The organism is Geodermatophilus sp. SYSU D00703 (assembly GCF_054050155.1).
The window spans coordinates 16,673-31,299 of sequence record NZ_JBJGYU010000047.1; the positions used below are offsets into that span (position 1 = coordinate 16,673).

The window sequence follows — 14,627 nt, forward strand, 5'->3', positions numbered from 1 at the left end:
CGTGGGCGGCGAGCTCGACCTCCTTGTGCCCCCACTCCGCGCTCCTTGGGCCCCCACTCCGCGGCGCGGTAGTGGCAGGCGATGATCCGGCGGGCGGCGATGAGCTCCCGCGCGTGGTCGAGACCGGCGTCGTTCACGACGTACGTCGCCATGGCGGCTCCTCGGTGCTCGCGGGTCCGGAGCCCGGCCGGAGCCGGGCGCGGTGCGCGTGGGTCACCTCGCCCACCGCATCCCCAGCAGCACCGTGTCGTCCCGCCCGCCGTCGACGGTGAGCGCCCGCATCAGGGCGTCCAGGGTCTGCGGCAGCGGCTGCCCGTCGACGGCGGCGGCACCGGCGGCGCGCAGCCGGTCCAGGCCGGTGTCGATGACCTCGCCGCGACGCTCGACCAGGCCATCGGTGAACGCCAGCAGCGTGCCGTCGGCCGGGACGCGGAACTCGGCCACCGGCGGCGGAGCTGCATCGTCCACGCCGATCGGCGGGGCGACCGGCACCTCGAGGGACCGGGCGCGGCCGTCGGTGACCAGCACGGGTGGGAAGTGGCCGGCGCAGACCACGCGCAGCCGGCCGGTGGTCGCGTCCAGCTCGCCGAGCAGCACGGTGGCGAACCGGTGGTCGACCGCGACGTCGAGCAGCCCGCGGAGCTTGGCCAGGACGGCGTCGATGTCGTCGCCCTGGGTGAGGTAGGCGCGCACCGCGAAGCGCAGCTCGGCCATGGTGGTGGCCGCCGGCAGGCCGCGGCCGGAGATGTCGCCGACGACGAAGACGCAGCGCCCGGGCCCGCGGGCGAGGACGTCGTACCAGTCGCCGCCCACCTCCAGCTCGTCGACGCCGGCGACGTAGCGGGCGGCGACCTCGATGCCGTCGACCGGGGGGACCTCGGGCAGCAGCGCGTGCTGCAGGGTGCCGGCGATGCTCCGCTGCTGCCGGTAGAGCCGCTCGTTGTCCGCGGCCAGCCGCTCCGCCTCGGCCCGCCGCCGGGACATGGTGGCCGCTGTGGTGGCCGCGCCCACGGCGAGGGCGAGCCCGACGCCCAGCACGATCCACGGCAGCGCCGAGGACAGGTCCCCGGTCAGGCTCGTCGGGGACGCCCCGACCACGGTGATCGTCGTGTCGCCGAAGGGCACCGTGGCGCGCGCGGTGAAGCCACCGATCGGCACCGCGACCGTGGAGTACAGGAGCTGGTCGGTGGCCACCCTCCGGCCGAGGTAGACGGCGAACTCGAGAGCGCCGAACGCCTCGTCGGGCGCCACCTGGACGCGCCGGTCGGGCGGCAGCGGCGCCTCGGCGTAGACGACCAGCCCGGCGGTGTCGCCGACCGGGCGCAGCGCGTAGCCCAGCCGGGCCGGTTCGCCGGGCAGGATGCCGGTGACCGCCAGCCGGCCGTCGTCCGGGACGCCGGTGAGGAACGCGGCGAACCCCTCGCCGTCGGGACCGGCGGGGTGCGGGCCCTGCACCGTCAGCTGCTCGGCCTGCCCGCCGTTGCCGGTCCGCCACAAGGAGAGCGACATGCCGGTGTCCCCGGAGATCCGGGCGGCGGCGAACCGCTGGAAGGCCCCGGGGTTGGCGCCGGTCGCCGTGGCGACCTGCCCGGCGTCGGCCAGCTGCGTGGTCAGCACCGCGATCTGCGTGGTGAGCACCGTGCCGGCCTGGGCGACCTGCCGCTGCAGGGAGTCGGCCTCGGCGCGGGCGTTCACCTGCCCGGCCAGCACCGCCAGCACCGCCGCGACCGCCAGGACCACGACGGCGACGACGGCGGCGACCCGGCGCGGGGTACTGCGGACCATGGTGTGCGAACCGTACCGCCCGGGGAGCGCCCGGCCCCGTCGCCGGGCCGCAGCGGCGCGGCCGGAGAGGGCGGGGTCCGGACTCCGCCCTCCCACACCGGACATCGCCCCACGGCTCAGCGGGCGAGCAGCCCGCCCAGCCGGTGCACCGCCGCGGCCTCGGCGTCGGGGATCGCGCCGAGGTGCCCGCTCATCGCCGTGAGGGCGGCGGTGTGGCGCTCGCCGTCCAGCGGGGGCGCGTCGGCGTGCTCGGCCCGCAGCCGCCACAGCTCCTCGGCGGCCTCCGCCCGCTCACCGGCCCCGCGTCCCCTCGGCGACGGCGCCGGCCGTCGTCACGGCGTCCGGCCCGCGGCCTGCCCGGCCTCCTCCTGCCGCTGCCGGGGGGTGGGGATGTCCGCCGCGGCCGCGGCGACGGCCTCGAGCGCCGTGCCGATCACCTCGGTCACGGCGTCGGGCCGGGAGACCATGATCACGTGCGAGCCCTCGAGCTCCACGATCCGGGCACCGGCCCGCTGTGCCATCGAGCGGACGAGGTCGGTGCCGATGGTCAGGTCGCCGGTGGCGACCACCGCCCAGGACGGGAGCCGCCGCCAGGCCGGGGGCCCGGAGGGGTCGGTGAAGGCGGCCTCGGCGATGGGCCGCTGGGTGGCCGCCATCACGGCCGCCACGTCCGCGGGCAGGTCCGCCGCGAAGGCGTCGTGGAACCGCGCCGGGTGGATCCCGAACTCCGTCGCCGTCTGCCCGCCCGGACCGGTCGGGTAGCGGCGGGGGACCAGGGCGCTGGTGAGCACGCTGTCCCTCGACCCGCTCTCGACGGTGCCCAGCACCTCGCCCTCGTCCGGGGCGAACCCGGCGACGTAGACCAGGCCCAGGACGTTCGGAGCCCCGGTCGCCGCGTTGGTGATCACCGCACCGCCGTAGGAGTGGCCGACCAGCAGGACGGGGCCGTCGATCTGGCCGAGCACGCCGGCGATGTACGCGGAGTCGGCGGTCAGGCCGCGCAGCGGGTTGGGCGGCGCGACGACGGGGAGGCCGCGCCCTTGCAGCGCTGCGATGACGCCGTTCCAGCCGGAGCTGTCGGCGAAGGCGCCGTGCACCAGCACGACGGTGATCGGGGACGGGGCGTCGGGTGGGAGGGACACGGGGGCCTCCTCGGAGGGCTGGGCGGCTGCGTGGTGGAGCCGGGGACGACGGTCGGGCCGGCCGGAGGGGACCCTCCTCGGGCGGGCAGCGGCCGCCCCCGAGGGGAACGCAACCCGAGCGGCGGTCGGGGCACCTCATCCGCCGGGGGTGATGAGGTCTGCGGGCAACGCCGTCGGCTCAGCGCGTCCGCGCCGGAGTGCCCACGGGCGGCAGGCCCGGCGCTCGCTCCGCACCGGGCGCCTCGCCGCGGGCGACGGCGGCCGGCGCGCTCTCCCGGGCCACGCCGGCGGCCGCGTACGCCTCGTCCTCGTCGAGGGTCTCCCGCTCCAGCAGCGTGTGGGCCAGCCGGTCGAGCCGCTCCCGGTTGCGCCGCAGCGTGTCGACCGCCTCCGTGAAGCAGTCCTCGGCGAGGCGCCGGACCTCCTCGTCGACCAGCGCCCGGGTGGCCGGCGCGACGCCGTCCAGGCCGAGGGGTTGCTCCTGGCCGGGCCGCGGCAGGACGCTGACCGGCCCGATCGCGGGGGACATGCCCCAGCGGCCGACCATCTGCCGGGCGAGCTGGGTGGCCTGGTCCAGGTCGCTCTCGGCGCCGGTGGTGACCTCGCCGTACACGACCTCCTCGGCCGCGCGGCCGCCGAGCGCCCCGACGATGCGGCCCCGCAGGTACCGCTCGGTGTAGCCGTACCGGTCGGCCTCAGGGGTCTGCACGGTCACGCCGAGCGCCTGTCCCCGCGGGATGATCGTCACCCGGCGGACCGGGTCGGCGCCGGGGGTCAGCATGCCGAGCAGCGCGTGGCCGGACTCGTGGTAGGCGGTGCTCAGCTTCTCCTCGGGGGAGAGCACGATGCCGCGCACGCTGCCCAGCAGGACCTTCTCCAGCGCCTCGCCGAAGTCGGTGCCGGTGACCCGCTCGTGGCCGTGCGCGGCGGCCGCGAGTGCCGCCTCGTTGACCAGGTTCGCCAGGTCCGCCCCGACCATGCCCGGCGTCGCGGCGGCGATCGCGGCGAGGTCCACCTCCGGCGCGAGCGGCACCTGCCGGGTGTGCACCCGCAGGATGTCCAGCCGTCCGGCCAGGTCCGGTGGGCCGACGCTCACCCGGCGGTCGAAGCGTCCCGGGCGCAGCAGGGCCGGGTCCAGGATCTCCGGGCGGTTGGTGGCGGCCAGCACGACGACGCCCTCGTTGCCCTGGAACCCGTCCATCTCGGTGAGGACCTGGTTGAGCGTCTGCTCCCGCTCGTCGACCCCGCCGGTGGCGAAGGCGCCGCCCCGCGCCCGGCCGATCGCGTCCAGTTCGTCGATGAACACGATGGACGGCGCCACCTGCTTCGCCTGGACGAACAGGTCGCGCACCCGGCTGGCGCCCACCCCGACGATCGCCTCGATGAACTCCGACGCCGAGATGGAGAAGAACGGCACCCCGGCCTCCCCGGCGACCGCACGGGCGAGCAGGGTCTTGCCCGTGCCGGGCGGGCCGGAGAGCAGCACGCCCCGCGGGATCCGCGCGCCGAGCCGGCTGTAGCGCTGCGGATCGCGGAGGAAGTCGACGATCTCCCGCACCTCGTGCTCGACCTCGTCGACGCCGGCGACGTCGGCGAACGTCGTCCGCGGCCCGGCGTCGGGCTGGTAGCGAGTCGCCCGGGACCGGCCGAACGCGCCCAGCCCGCCCAGGCTCGAGGCGCTGCGCCGGGCGAGCCACAGCAGCAGCCCGAGCAGCAGCAGTGTCGGGGCGAACCCGAGCAGGAGCCGCTGCCACAGGGGCGCGGCGGCGTCCGGCGGGTTGGCGTTGACCGTGACGCCCTGCGCCTCCAGCGTCCCGAGCAGGTCGTCCGTCGCGAACGACGGGCGCTCCGTGGTGAACAGGTCCACCTGCTCGGTCTCCGCCGCCCCGGGCGGGTACGCCACCGCCTTGTCCAGTTCCCCCTGGATGGTCTCGGCCGTCGAGGTGACCGTCCGCACGTTGCCGGCGTCGAGTTGCTCGGTGAAGAACGTGTACGAGACGTCGGTCCGCGCGGGCGGCCCCATCACCACCGACATGACGATCCAGTTGACCGCCAGCGCGGCCGCCACCAGCCACCAGAAGCCACCGCCGCGGCGGGGTTGCTGCCGCGACGTGGAGGAGTCCTCGCGCATGCCCTCCACCCGCCACGGCTCGGGCCGGTCGGGCTGCTGCCGGGACCGTCCGCGCCACCGAGGGAGGAACCCCGGGGAGCGGCGGCCGTCGGTGCCCGGAGGTCGCTGGTCGCTCGCCATGGCACCGTCTCCTCGACGCCGTCGGCCGGCGCCACCGCCGGAGGTCGCTGGCTGCGGCTCGCCCCCGTGGCGAGTGGCCCGCCCATGATCCGACCGCGCGGCGGTGGTGTCACCCCTGGTCGGCGGCGCCCGCGCCGGCCCCTCCGCGGGACGGCGTCGGCGGCCGGCGCGACGCTCCGTCCGCCCGCCTGACGCGGGGTCGGACACGGGGCTGGATGTGTGGAGAATCACTCCGGACCCTTGTCCCGGCTCCGCCGCTCTGGTTCCCTCATGCGAAGTCGGTCTCGGATGACGCAACAAGATTGGGGAGTGTCATGGAGCAACCGCGCAGTGAGCCCGCCGAACCCACGCGCCCACCGAACCGGTCGGAAGCTGCCGCTCCCGACCCGACCCCGGCCGGCGGCGCCGCAGGATCGGGGGAGGGGGGTTCCGCCGTCGACGCCACGGACGTGTCCGTGACGGGGACCCACCCGGCCATCGCGGAGCCGCCGCCCTGTGTCGCCGACCGGCACTGGGCCGTGGACCGGGTCCTGTTCGCCATCGCCGCCGCCATGGCGCTGGGCTTCGTCGCCTGGGGCTTCGCCACCCCCACGGGTCTGGGCACCGTGAGCGGCTCGGTCCTCGGCTGGGTCACCGGCAAGCTCGGGTGGATGTTCGTGCTGCTGGCGTCGGCCTTCGTCGTGTACGTGATCTGGCTGGCGGCCAGCAAGTACGGGCGGATCCCGCTGGGGCGCGACGACGAGCGGCCGGAGTTCCGCACCATCTCGTGGATCGCGATGATGTTCAGCGCCGGCATGGGCATCGGCCTGATGTTCTTCGGGGTCGCCGAGCCGCTGTCGCACTTCGTCGCCCCACCGCCGCTGACAGCCGAGGCCGAGACGTCCGAGGCGATCCAGACGGCGATGGCGACCACGCTGTTCCACTGGACGCTGCACCCGTGGGCCATGTACGCCGTGGTCGGGCTGGCGATCGCCTACGGCACGTTCCGGCGGGGCCGTCGGCAGCTGATCAGCTCCGCCTTCATCCCGCTGCTCGGCCGGCGTCGGGCCGAGGGCTGGGCCGGCCGGACGATCGACGTCCTGGCCATCTTCGCGACGCTGTTCGGGTCGGCGGCCTCCCTCGGCCTGGGTGCCCTGCAGATCGGCAGCGGGGTCGAGATCCTCGGCTGGGCCGGGGACGTCGGCAACGGGGTCCTGGTCGCGATCATCGCGATCCTGACCGCCGCCTTCGTCGCCTCGGCCGTCTCCGGCATCGAGCGTGGGATCCAGTGGCTGTCCAACACCAACATGGTCCTGGCCCTGCTGCTCGCTGTGTTCGTCTTCGTCCTCGGCCCGACGATCTTCATCCTGAACCTCATCCCCGATGCGGTTGGCAGCTACTTCTCCGACCTCGGCGAGATGGCCGCGCGCACCGAGGCCACCGGCGGCGATGCCATGGCCACCTGGCTGCGGGGGTGGACGGTCTTCTACTGGGCCTGGTGGATCAGCTGGACGCCGTTCGTCGGACTGTTCATCGCCCGCATCAGCCGTGGCCGCACCATCCGGCAGTTCGTCACCGGCGTGCTGCTGGTGCCCAGCATGGTCAGCCTGCTGTGGTTCGCCGTGTTCGGCGGGGCCGGTATCGCCGCCCAGCGCGACGGCCTCGACGTCGCCGGCCAGGGCACCACGGAGGGGCAGCTGTTCGCCGTCCTGGAGCAGTACCCCCTGGCTACCGCCGCGACCGTGCTCGTGATGCTCCTCGTGGCGATCTTCTTCGTGTCCGGTGCGGACGCGGCCTCCATCGTCATGGGGTCGCTCTCGCAGCGCGGCACCCTGGAGCCGAGCCGCTGGGTCGTCGTCTTCTGGGGCGTGGTGATGGGCTCCGTCGCGGCGATCATGCTGCTCCTCGGGGAGGACGGCGCCGCCCTGACCGGGCTGCAGAACCTGACGATCATCGCCGCGCTGCCGTTCGCGCTCGTGATGGCGGCGATGGCGGTGAGTCTGGTCAAGGACCTCCGGCGCGACCCCATCGTGCTGCGGGGCAACTACGCCAACCTGGCGATCGAGCAGGCCGTCGTCGACGGCATCAGCCGGCACGGCGACGACTTCGTCCTCGTGGTGGAACCGTCCCGCAGCGCCGCCGATCCCCGCGCTGCGGCCGGGACGGCGCAGCCGCCCCCCACGGGCCCGGAGCCGGGCGGCCGACCGGGGGTCACCCCGAGCGGCAACTTCGTGGCGCCGGAGGCCGGCGGGTCCGTCCCGGCGCAGGGTCAGCCGACGGCGGAGCCCATCGGCCGACCACTCGATCCCCGCGACTAGACACCCCTGGACCCCCGCGGGCCGGCAGGCACGAGCCTCCCGGCACCGGAGCTGCTGACCGCCGCTCCGGTGCCGGGAGGCTCGCTGTGTCGAGGAGGCGCCGCACCGGCGGGTGTGCGGGGGGCAGGGCGCGCCGCCGGGCGGTGCGCCCGCGCGGCTCGGGAGCACCCGCCGGCGCCGCGGCAGCTGCCTTCCGGCCGCCGAAGACCCTGTGACGAAACCAGGGACCGCCCTGGGGCACCTGGCTGCAGGTCCCTCCGGGCGCCGGGGAAGGCCCGCCCTGGTGCGTCCTGGTCCGCCGAGGCGCCCGGCGCGGCGCGGCCCCGTGGAGCGCACCGGCCGGCGCGGTTCGTCCCCCCGGCCGGGTGGGCCGAGCCGTTCCCCGCCCCCACCCGCGCGGCCGAGCGCAACCCCGGTGACCGGAGGCGGTGGGGCACCGCAGCCGAACGCCCCTGGGCCGCCGTTCCCGGTGGAACGGCGGCCCAGGGGCGTTTCGGTTCCGAGTCGGGCCGGACCCGACTGCGGCGGCCGGGTCCGGCCGGACGTCAGGTCGCGGCTGCGACAGCCGAGCGCAGCTGTCGACGCCACCGGGTGAAGAGGCGGGGCTGGTTCATCCCGAGGACGGCGACGGGCTGCCCGTCGCGCTCGTAGACCACCAGGAAGCTGCGGTCGGCGCAGTCGCCCTCCACCACGCGGGCGACGTCGCCCTCGCGGCGCGAACCCGCGAACTGGATGCGGGCCCCGTACTGGTCGGACCAGAAGTAGGGCACCGGCGTCGGCGCCGGCTCCCCGGCGCCCAGCAGCGTGGCGACCGCGGTGGCCGGCTGCTCGAGCGCGGAGGTCCAGTGCTCGATGCGGACGTGCCGCTCCGCGGCGGCCGACCACGCCGCGGCGCAGTCGCCCACCGCGACCACGCCGGGGACGTTGGTGGCGCCGCGCGCGTCGGTGAGGACGCCGTTGCCGAGGGCCACGCCCGAGTCGGCGAGCCACTCGGTGTTCGGGACGGCGCCGATCCCCACGACGACCACGTCGGCGGGCAGGCGGGTGCCGTCGGTCAGGTCGACCGCCTCGACCCGGCCGGTGCCGACGAGACCGGCGACCCCGGTGCCCACGAGCAGGCGGGCGCCGTGGTCGGTGTGCAACCCCGCGCAGACCGCACCCATGTCGGCTCCCAGCGGGCCGGCGAGCGGAACGGGCTGCGCCTCCACGACGGTGACCTCCAGCCCGAGCGTGCGGGCCGTGGAGGCCACCTCCGCCCCGATGAAGCCGGCGCCGACCACGACGAGCCGCTGCGCCGCGGCCAGGTCCGCGCGCAGGGCGATCGCGTCGTCCAGGGAGCGCAGCACGTGCACGCCGTCGAGGCCCTCGTGGCCGGGCAGGCGCCGGGCACGGGCGCCCGTGGCGAGGACGACGCCATCGGCCCGGACCTCGCCACCGTCGCTCAGCAGCACCGAGCGGGTGGCGGGGTCCAGCCCGACCGCCGTGGTGCCCAGCCGCCACTCGAGGCCGAGGCCCTCGTCGTCGGGCGCGCCCAGGGCGATGTCGTCGAGCGACGCCGTGCCGGCGAGGAACTCCTTCGACAGCGGCGGGCGGTCGTAGGGCGCGTGCACCTCGTCGCCGATGACCACGATGCGGCCGTCGTAGGACTGGTCGCGGAGCGCGCGCGCCGCCGAGAGGCCGGCCAGGGAGGCCCCGACGACGGCGACCGTGGGGGTCACGCGGCACCCTCCGCGGGGATGCCGGGCTGCACGTAGACCATGCCGTCCTGCACGACGACCCGGTGCGTGCGGACCGGTGTCTTGGCCGGCGGGCCGGACACCTTCCCGGTGCGCAGGTCGAAGCAGGAGGCGTGCAGGGGGCACTCCACGGCGCAGCCGTCCAGCCAGCCGTCGGCCAGCGAGGCGTCCTGGTGGGTGCACGTGTCGTCGATCGCGTAGAACTCGCCGTCGGCGTTGAAGACCGCGATGGGCTCCTCGGCCTCGACTCGGGTCGCCTCGCCGGGCGGCAGAGCGGTGATGGGGCAGACCGGGATCATGGGCGCTCCAGCTCATCGGAGTTGCGGTATTCGCAACGCTGTGCTGATAGCGCAACAGCATGCTCGGGCGTCATGCCATCGTCAAGAGGAGCGCCCGAGCCGGGTGGTCCTGCGACCTACCCTGAGGTCATGAGTGGGCCGCAGGGAGAGAACGCCGACCGGGGCTCGGTCGCCGTCGTCCAGTCCGTCGACCGCGCGCTGAGCGTCCTGGAGATCCTGGCGGCCCAGGGGGAGGCCGGCGTCACCGAGGTGGCCGCCGAGCTGGGGGTGCACAAGTCCACGGCCTTCCGGCTGGTCGCCGCGCTGGAGAGCCGCGGGTTCGTCGAGCAGCTGGCCGACCGCGGCAAGTACCGGCTGGGCTTCGGCGTCGTGCGCCTGGCCGGCGCGGCCGCCGCGCAACTGGACATCGCCCGCGAGGGGCGGCCGATCTGCGACGCGCTGGCCGCCGACCTCGAGGAGACGGTCAACATCGCCATCCTGGACGGCGACCGTGCGGTGAACGTCAGTCAGGCCCGGGGGCCGGCCGCGCTCAGCACCCACAACTGGGTGGGGCAGGGCACCCCGCTGCACGCGACGTCGAGCGGGAAGGTGCTCCTGGCCCACGCTGCCGACGCCGTCCGCAAGGACGTGCTCTCCCGGGAGCTGCCGCGCTTCACCCCCACCACGGTCACCGATCCCGAGGCGTTGCGACAGGACCTCGACCGGATCGTCGAGCAGGGGTGGGGGAGCACGGTCGAGGAGTACGAGGTCGGGCTCAACGCCGTCGCCGCGCCCGTCCGCGGCGTGGACGGGGACGTGGTCGCGGCTCTCAGCGTCTCGGGGCCGTCCTTCCGGATGGACCCCGACGACTTCTCGCGGCTGGCCCGGCGGGTGGTGTCGGGCGCCGACGAGCTGAGCAGGAGGCTGGGCTTCTTCGGTCAGCCGCGCTGACCCAGAGGGACGTCGTCCCCCCGCGTTCGCGATGTGTCCACACGACGCGGACAGGGCGGCGTCGCGCGGGCGCTGCGTGCACACGCCGGGACGGCGGCGCACCTGGCGAGCGGTGGTCCGGGCGGGATTTCTGCGTCCTCACGTTGTTGCGTAGTGCGCGACGCGCTCTGTAATGTGCAACACGTCGGTCGCCGTGAGCTCGCTGGCGGATGGCGGCCGTGGTACGTCGCAGACCTGCGTAGTCCGACCTCCGGCGAGTGCCTCCACCTCGCCCGACGGAACCCCGAGGTGCCGTATGACCACCACCGACCAGCCCGCGAGCCTCATCTCCACGCTGCCGGGCCACTACTACACCGACCCCGCCGTCTTCGCGCTGGAGCAGTCGCACGTCTTCGAGGACATGTGGTTCTGCGTCGTGCGGTCGAACGACCTGGCCAAGCCCGGTTCCTTCAAGAAGGTCCAGGTGGGCACCGAGAGCGTCCTCGTGGTCCGCGGCCGGGACGGGCAGTTGCGCGCGTTCCTCAACATCTGCCGGCACCGCGGTGCGCAGATCTGCACGGAGGACTCGGGCGCGACCAACCGGGCCTTCCGGTGCCCGTACCACGCGTGGACCTACGACCTCGAGGGCAAGCTCATCGCGGCCCCGAACCTGACCAAGATGCCCGACATCGACCGGGTCGAGTACGGCCTGGTCAAGGTGGCGCTGCGGGAGTGGCTGGGCTACGCGTGGGTGTGCCTGGCGAAGGAGCCCCCGTCCTTCGAGGACGACGTCATGGGCGACATCGTCGAGCGCCTCGGCAGCGTGGAGGCGATCGACCACTACGACCTCGACTCGCTGTCCGTGGGGCGCCGCATCACCTACGACGTCCAGGCGAACTGGAAGCTCATCATCGAGAACTTCATGGAGTGCTACCACTGCGCGACCATCCACCCGGAGCTCACCGAGGTGCTGCCCGAGTTCGCCGACGGCTACGCGGCGCAGTTCTTCGTCGGGCACGGCGCGGAGTTCGGGGGCGACGTCCAGGGCTTCACCGTCGACGGCAGCGAGGGCTTCGACCGGCTGCCGGGCGTCGACGAGGACCAGGACCGGCGCTACTACGCCATCACGGTCAAGCCGACCGTCTTCGTCAACCTGGTGCCCGACCACGTCATCTTCCACCGCATGTTCCCCGTCGCGGCCGACCGGACGATCGTGGAGTGCGACTGGCTGTACTCGCACGAGGTGGTCGAGTCGGGCAAGGACGTGACCCGGTCGGTGGAGCTGTTCCACCGGGTCAACGAGCAGGACTTCGCCGCCTGCGAGCGGACCCAGCCGGCCATGTCCTCGCGCGCCTACGCCAACGGCGGGGTGCTGGTGCCCTCCGAGCACCACATCGGCGCCTTCCACGACTGGCTGACGCAGCGCCTGGCGCGCTGACGGTCGGGCCCTCCTGCCCTCCGCTCGCAGGCTGGCGGCGGGGGCTGGAGGGCCGTCGTCCACCCGGCCCCGCGGCGCGTGCTCACCGGTGCGCCGCGGGGCCGCGTCCGTCACACGGTGAGGTAGCCGTCGTCGGTGGCGACGACCGCGCCGCGGCGCTCGAGCCGCTCCAGGTGCAGGACGGCGGTCCGCCGCTCGACCGCCGCGACCAGGGGCGACCGGACGTGCGGCCGGTACACCAGCCGGTGCGCGACGACGTCCTCGAGGGTCCGCGGCCGGCGCAGCAGCTCCAGGAGCACGTCGTCCCGACGCCGGATGACCGCCGCGAACCGGTCCAGCGCGGCGAGGAAGGCGGCGCGCCCCTCGAGCACGCCGACGTGGTGGGCGGTCCCGTACCAGCGTGCCTCGACCTCCCGCAGGCGCGTGAGCGACGCCTCGAACTCCTCCAGGCTGCTCGACAGGTCGCCGTAGTAGGGGCCGAAGGACGTCAGGTCGACGTCGGCGAGGAACAGGAAGCCGTCGGGCTCGACCAGGAAGCCGCAGTGACCCGCGGTGTGCCCCGGCAGGTGCAGCACGGTCACCGTCCGGCCGCCGAGGTCGAGCACGTCGCCGTCCGCGAACGTGCCGACGTCCCGGCGCGCGGTCAGGGAGAAGGTGTCGCGCAGCTCGCCCGCGAAGTCCCCGGCCTCGTCCGGCCCCAGCCCGAAGCCCGCCAGCAGGACCTCGGGGGAGCGGACCGCGGCGACCTCGGCGGAGTGGGCGAGGACCGGCCGGTCCGGGAACAGGTGCAGCCCCGCCAGGTGGTCCTCGTGGGCGTGGCTGACCGCGATCAGGTCCACGGCGTCCGGCAGCCCGCCCCGCCGGTGGACCTCGAGCGAGGGGTCGACCAGCACGGTGCCCCTCGTCCCGCGGATCAGCAGGGAGTTCCCGCCGGGGTAGCGGCCTCCCTCCGGCGAGCCGAGGACGGTGACACCCCCGTACGACACGTCCCGGTCCGACACGGGCGCGCTCCGCTCAGCGGTCATCGCACCCGGCATCGGACAGGCGCGCCAGCCGGTCCTGCCGCCACGCCTCGGTCCGCGCCACCTCGTTGAACGTGAAGAGGTGGAAGCCCTGCAGGCCGTGCTCGGGGCGCCCGAGGGCGGGTGCGAGGCGCTCCACCAGGCGGTCCGGCCGGTAGCCGTGCGGCAGGAAGAAGCGCCAGAACATGCTGTGCTGCTTCGCCAGGAAGCGGGCGGACTGCCCGAGCCCGAGCCCGGCCGAGATGCGCACGAGCTTCTGGCGGGTCACCGCGCCGGGGAGCCCGATCCGGATGGGCAGGTCGACGCCCCGCGCCCGCACCTGCCGCGCCCACGCCTCGGTGGTCGCCGCGGAGAAGCACAGCTGCGTGATGACGTGGGTGGCGTGCGGGGCCTTCTGCTCCAGCGCCCGCTCGATCAGCTCGGGGCCGATGTGCCCGTGCCCCTCGGGGTAGCCGCCGATCCCCACGTGCCGGAAGCGGTGACCCACGACCTCCAGCCGCTCGAGCAGGGACAGCGCGTCGGGGAACGCCCCCGCGGGTTCGGCGGCGTCGCCGCCGATCACGAACACGCCGTCCACGCCGGCGGCGTCCAGGCGCGCCACGACGTCGGCGAGGTGCGCTGCGTCGCGGACCAGCCGGGCGGCCAGGTGCGGGGTGACGGGGAACCCGTGGCGGGACAACCGCTCGGTCAGCTCCAGCGTGGGCGTCAGGCCCTTGGCCTCGGTCACCGTCACGGTGAGGGGCACGGTCCGGGGCACGTGCTCGACGACCGACTCCTCGGCACCCCGCAGCGGCAGGACCTCGTAGCTCGCCGCCCGCAGCGCCCGCTCCAGCGCCACCCGGGAGTGCCGCCGCGCCGGCCGGCCGTCGTCCGTGGGCGCTCTGGTCGGGCCCGGGACCTCAACGGGCACGGCGCGCCTCCTCGGCGATGGTCGTGTCGTCGCCGTGGCCGGTCTTGACCACCGTGTCCTCGGGGAGGGTCAGCAGGCACGAGCGGATGGAGGCGAGCAGGGTCGGCTCGTCGCCGGGGGAGTGCGCCGTGGCACGGGGCCCGCCGCGGAGCAGCGTGTCGCCGGCGAAGACGGTGCCCAGGTCCCGCGAGTAGAGCGAGGTGCCTCCCGGGCTCCGGCCAGGTGTGTGCATCGAGAGCAGGAGCGTCCCGGCCACGGGGAAGGGCGTGCAGTGGCCGACGGCGGAGTCGGGCAGCGCTCCCGGGTGGACGGCCCGCCAGAGTCCGAGGTCGGCGGGGTTGACCCAGAGCGGCGCGCCGGTGGCCTCGCGCAGCGCCACCGCGGCGGTGATGTGGTCACTGTGCCCGTGGGTGAGCACGATGGCCGTCACGGTGCGGCCGCCGATCGCCTCGACGATCGGCTCGGCGCGGTGCGGGGCGTCGATGACGAGCACCTCGTCGTCGTCGCCGACCAGCCAGGCGTTGGTGTCGACGTCGACGTCGACGTCCCGCCCGTCCGGGCCGGGGGTGCTGGAGGGAACGAGCCGGGCGATGCGGGTGCTCACTTGTCCAACACCACCACCGAGCGCAGCACCTCGCCCCGGCGCAGGTTGTCGAACGCCTCCTCCACGTCGTCCAGGCCGACGGCCTCGCTGACGAACTGGTCGAGCGGGAAGCGGCCCTGCAGGTACAGGTCGATGAGCATCGGGAAGTCGCGGGAGGGCAGGCAGTCGCCGTACCAGGAGGACTTCGTCGCCCCACCGCGGCCGAAGACCTCGATCAGCGGCAGGGTGATCTCC

The 14,627-nt window shown here is 74.9% G+C and carries 11 protein-coding genes and 1 pseudogene; 3 read left to right on the forward strand and 9 right to left on the reverse strand.

The features are described from left to right. Nucleotides 1-213: 213 nt before the first annotated feature. From ACI782_RS24560 to ftsH, 3 genes are all read right to left on the reverse strand, one after another. Nucleotides 214-1,785 carry a PP2C family protein-serine/threonine phosphatase gene (locus ACI782_RS24560; protein ID WP_456912737.1) on the reverse strand — a complete coding sequence of 524 codons (1,572 nt, stop codon included), beginning with the start codon at nt 1,783-1,785 and terminating at the stop codon, nt 214-216. 332 nt (nt 1,786-2,117) lie between these two features. Further along, nucleotides 2,118-2,927, reverse strand: a complete 810-nt coding sequence (locus ACI782_RS24565) for an alpha/beta fold hydrolase (protein ID WP_456912738.1) — start codon at nt 2,925-2,927, stop codon at nt 2,118-2,120. 178 nt (nt 2,928-3,105) lie between these two features. Then, on the reverse strand, nt 3,106-5,178 hold the full coding sequence (ftsH, locus tag ACI782_RS24570; RefSeq protein ID WP_456912739.1) for an ATP-dependent zinc metalloprotease FtsH: 2,073 nt from the start codon (nt 5,176-5,178) through the stop codon (nt 3,106-3,108). Between the two features lie 455 nt (nt 5,179-5,633). Here ftsH and ACI782_RS24575 point away from each other — a divergent pair, with 455 nt between their 5' ends. Further along, complete coding sequence (locus ACI782_RS24575) at nt 5,634-7,475, forward strand: BCCT family transporter (RefSeq protein WP_456912740.1); 1,842 nt, start codon at nt 5,634-5,636, stop codon at nt 7,473-7,475. Nucleotides 7,476-8,020: 545 nt separating this feature from the next. Here ACI782_RS24575 and ACI782_RS24580 read toward each other — a convergent pair. Further along, nucleotides 8,021-9,193, reverse strand: coding sequence for an NAD(P)/FAD-dependent oxidoreductase (locus ACI782_RS24580; RefSeq protein ID WP_456912741.1), 1,173 nt, complete (start codon nt 9,191-9,193; stop codon nt 8,021-8,023). Further along, nucleotides 9,190-9,510 (reverse strand): bifunctional 3-phenylpropionate/cinnamic acid dioxygenase ferredoxin subunit, encoded by a 321-nt coding sequence (locus ACI782_RS24585; protein WP_456912742.1) that lies wholly within the window; start codon nt 9,508-9,510, stop codon nt 9,190-9,192. The genes ACI782_RS24580 and ACI782_RS24585 overlap by 4 nt, the downstream gene beginning before the upstream one ends. A gap of 129 nt (nt 9,511-9,639) precedes the next feature. Between ACI782_RS24585 and ACI782_RS24590 the strand changes: the two genes are divergently transcribed. Both ACI782_RS24590 and ACI782_RS24595 read left to right on the forward strand, forming a co-directional pair. Further along, nucleotides 9,640-10,440: an IclR family transcriptional regulator gene (locus ACI782_RS24590; protein WP_456912743.1), complete on the forward strand. Its 801-nt coding sequence runs from the start codon at nt 9,640-9,642 to the stop codon at nt 10,438-10,440. Nucleotides 10,441-10,735: 295 nt separating this feature from the next. Further along, nucleotides 10,736-11,857, forward strand: coding sequence for an aromatic ring-hydroxylating oxygenase subunit alpha (locus ACI782_RS24595; protein ID WP_456912744.1), 1,122 nt, complete (start codon nt 10,736-10,738; stop codon nt 11,855-11,857). Nucleotides 11,858-11,967: 110 nt separating this feature from the next. Here ACI782_RS24595 and ACI782_RS24600 read toward each other — a convergent pair whose 3' ends face one another. The 4 genes and pseudogenes from ACI782_RS24600 to ACI782_RS24615 form a co-directional block, all read right to left on the reverse strand. Beyond that, on the reverse strand, nt 11,968-12,858 hold the full coding sequence (locus ACI782_RS24600; RefSeq protein WP_456912745.1) for an MBL fold metallo-hydrolase: 891 nt from the start codon (nt 12,856-12,858) through the stop codon (nt 11,968-11,970). Between the two features lie 13 nt (nt 12,859-12,871). Continuing rightward, nucleotides 12,872-13,789, reverse strand: coding sequence for a methylenetetrahydrofolate reductase (locus ACI782_RS24605; protein ID WP_456912746.1), 918 nt, complete (start codon nt 13,787-13,789; stop codon nt 12,872-12,874). Continuing rightward, nucleotides 13,779-14,393, reverse strand: a complete 615-nt coding sequence (locus tag ACI782_RS24610) for an MBL fold metallo-hydrolase (RefSeq protein ID WP_456912747.1) — start codon at nt 14,391-14,393, stop codon at nt 13,779-13,781. The genes ACI782_RS24605 and ACI782_RS24610 overlap by 11 nt, the downstream gene beginning before the upstream one ends. Beyond that, nucleotides 14,390-14,627: pseudogene (locus tag ACI782_RS24615) on the reverse strand (S-(hydroxymethyl)mycothiol dehydrogenase); the annotation flags it as partial. The gene ACI782_RS24610 and the pseudogene ACI782_RS24615, both read right to left, overlap by 4 nt.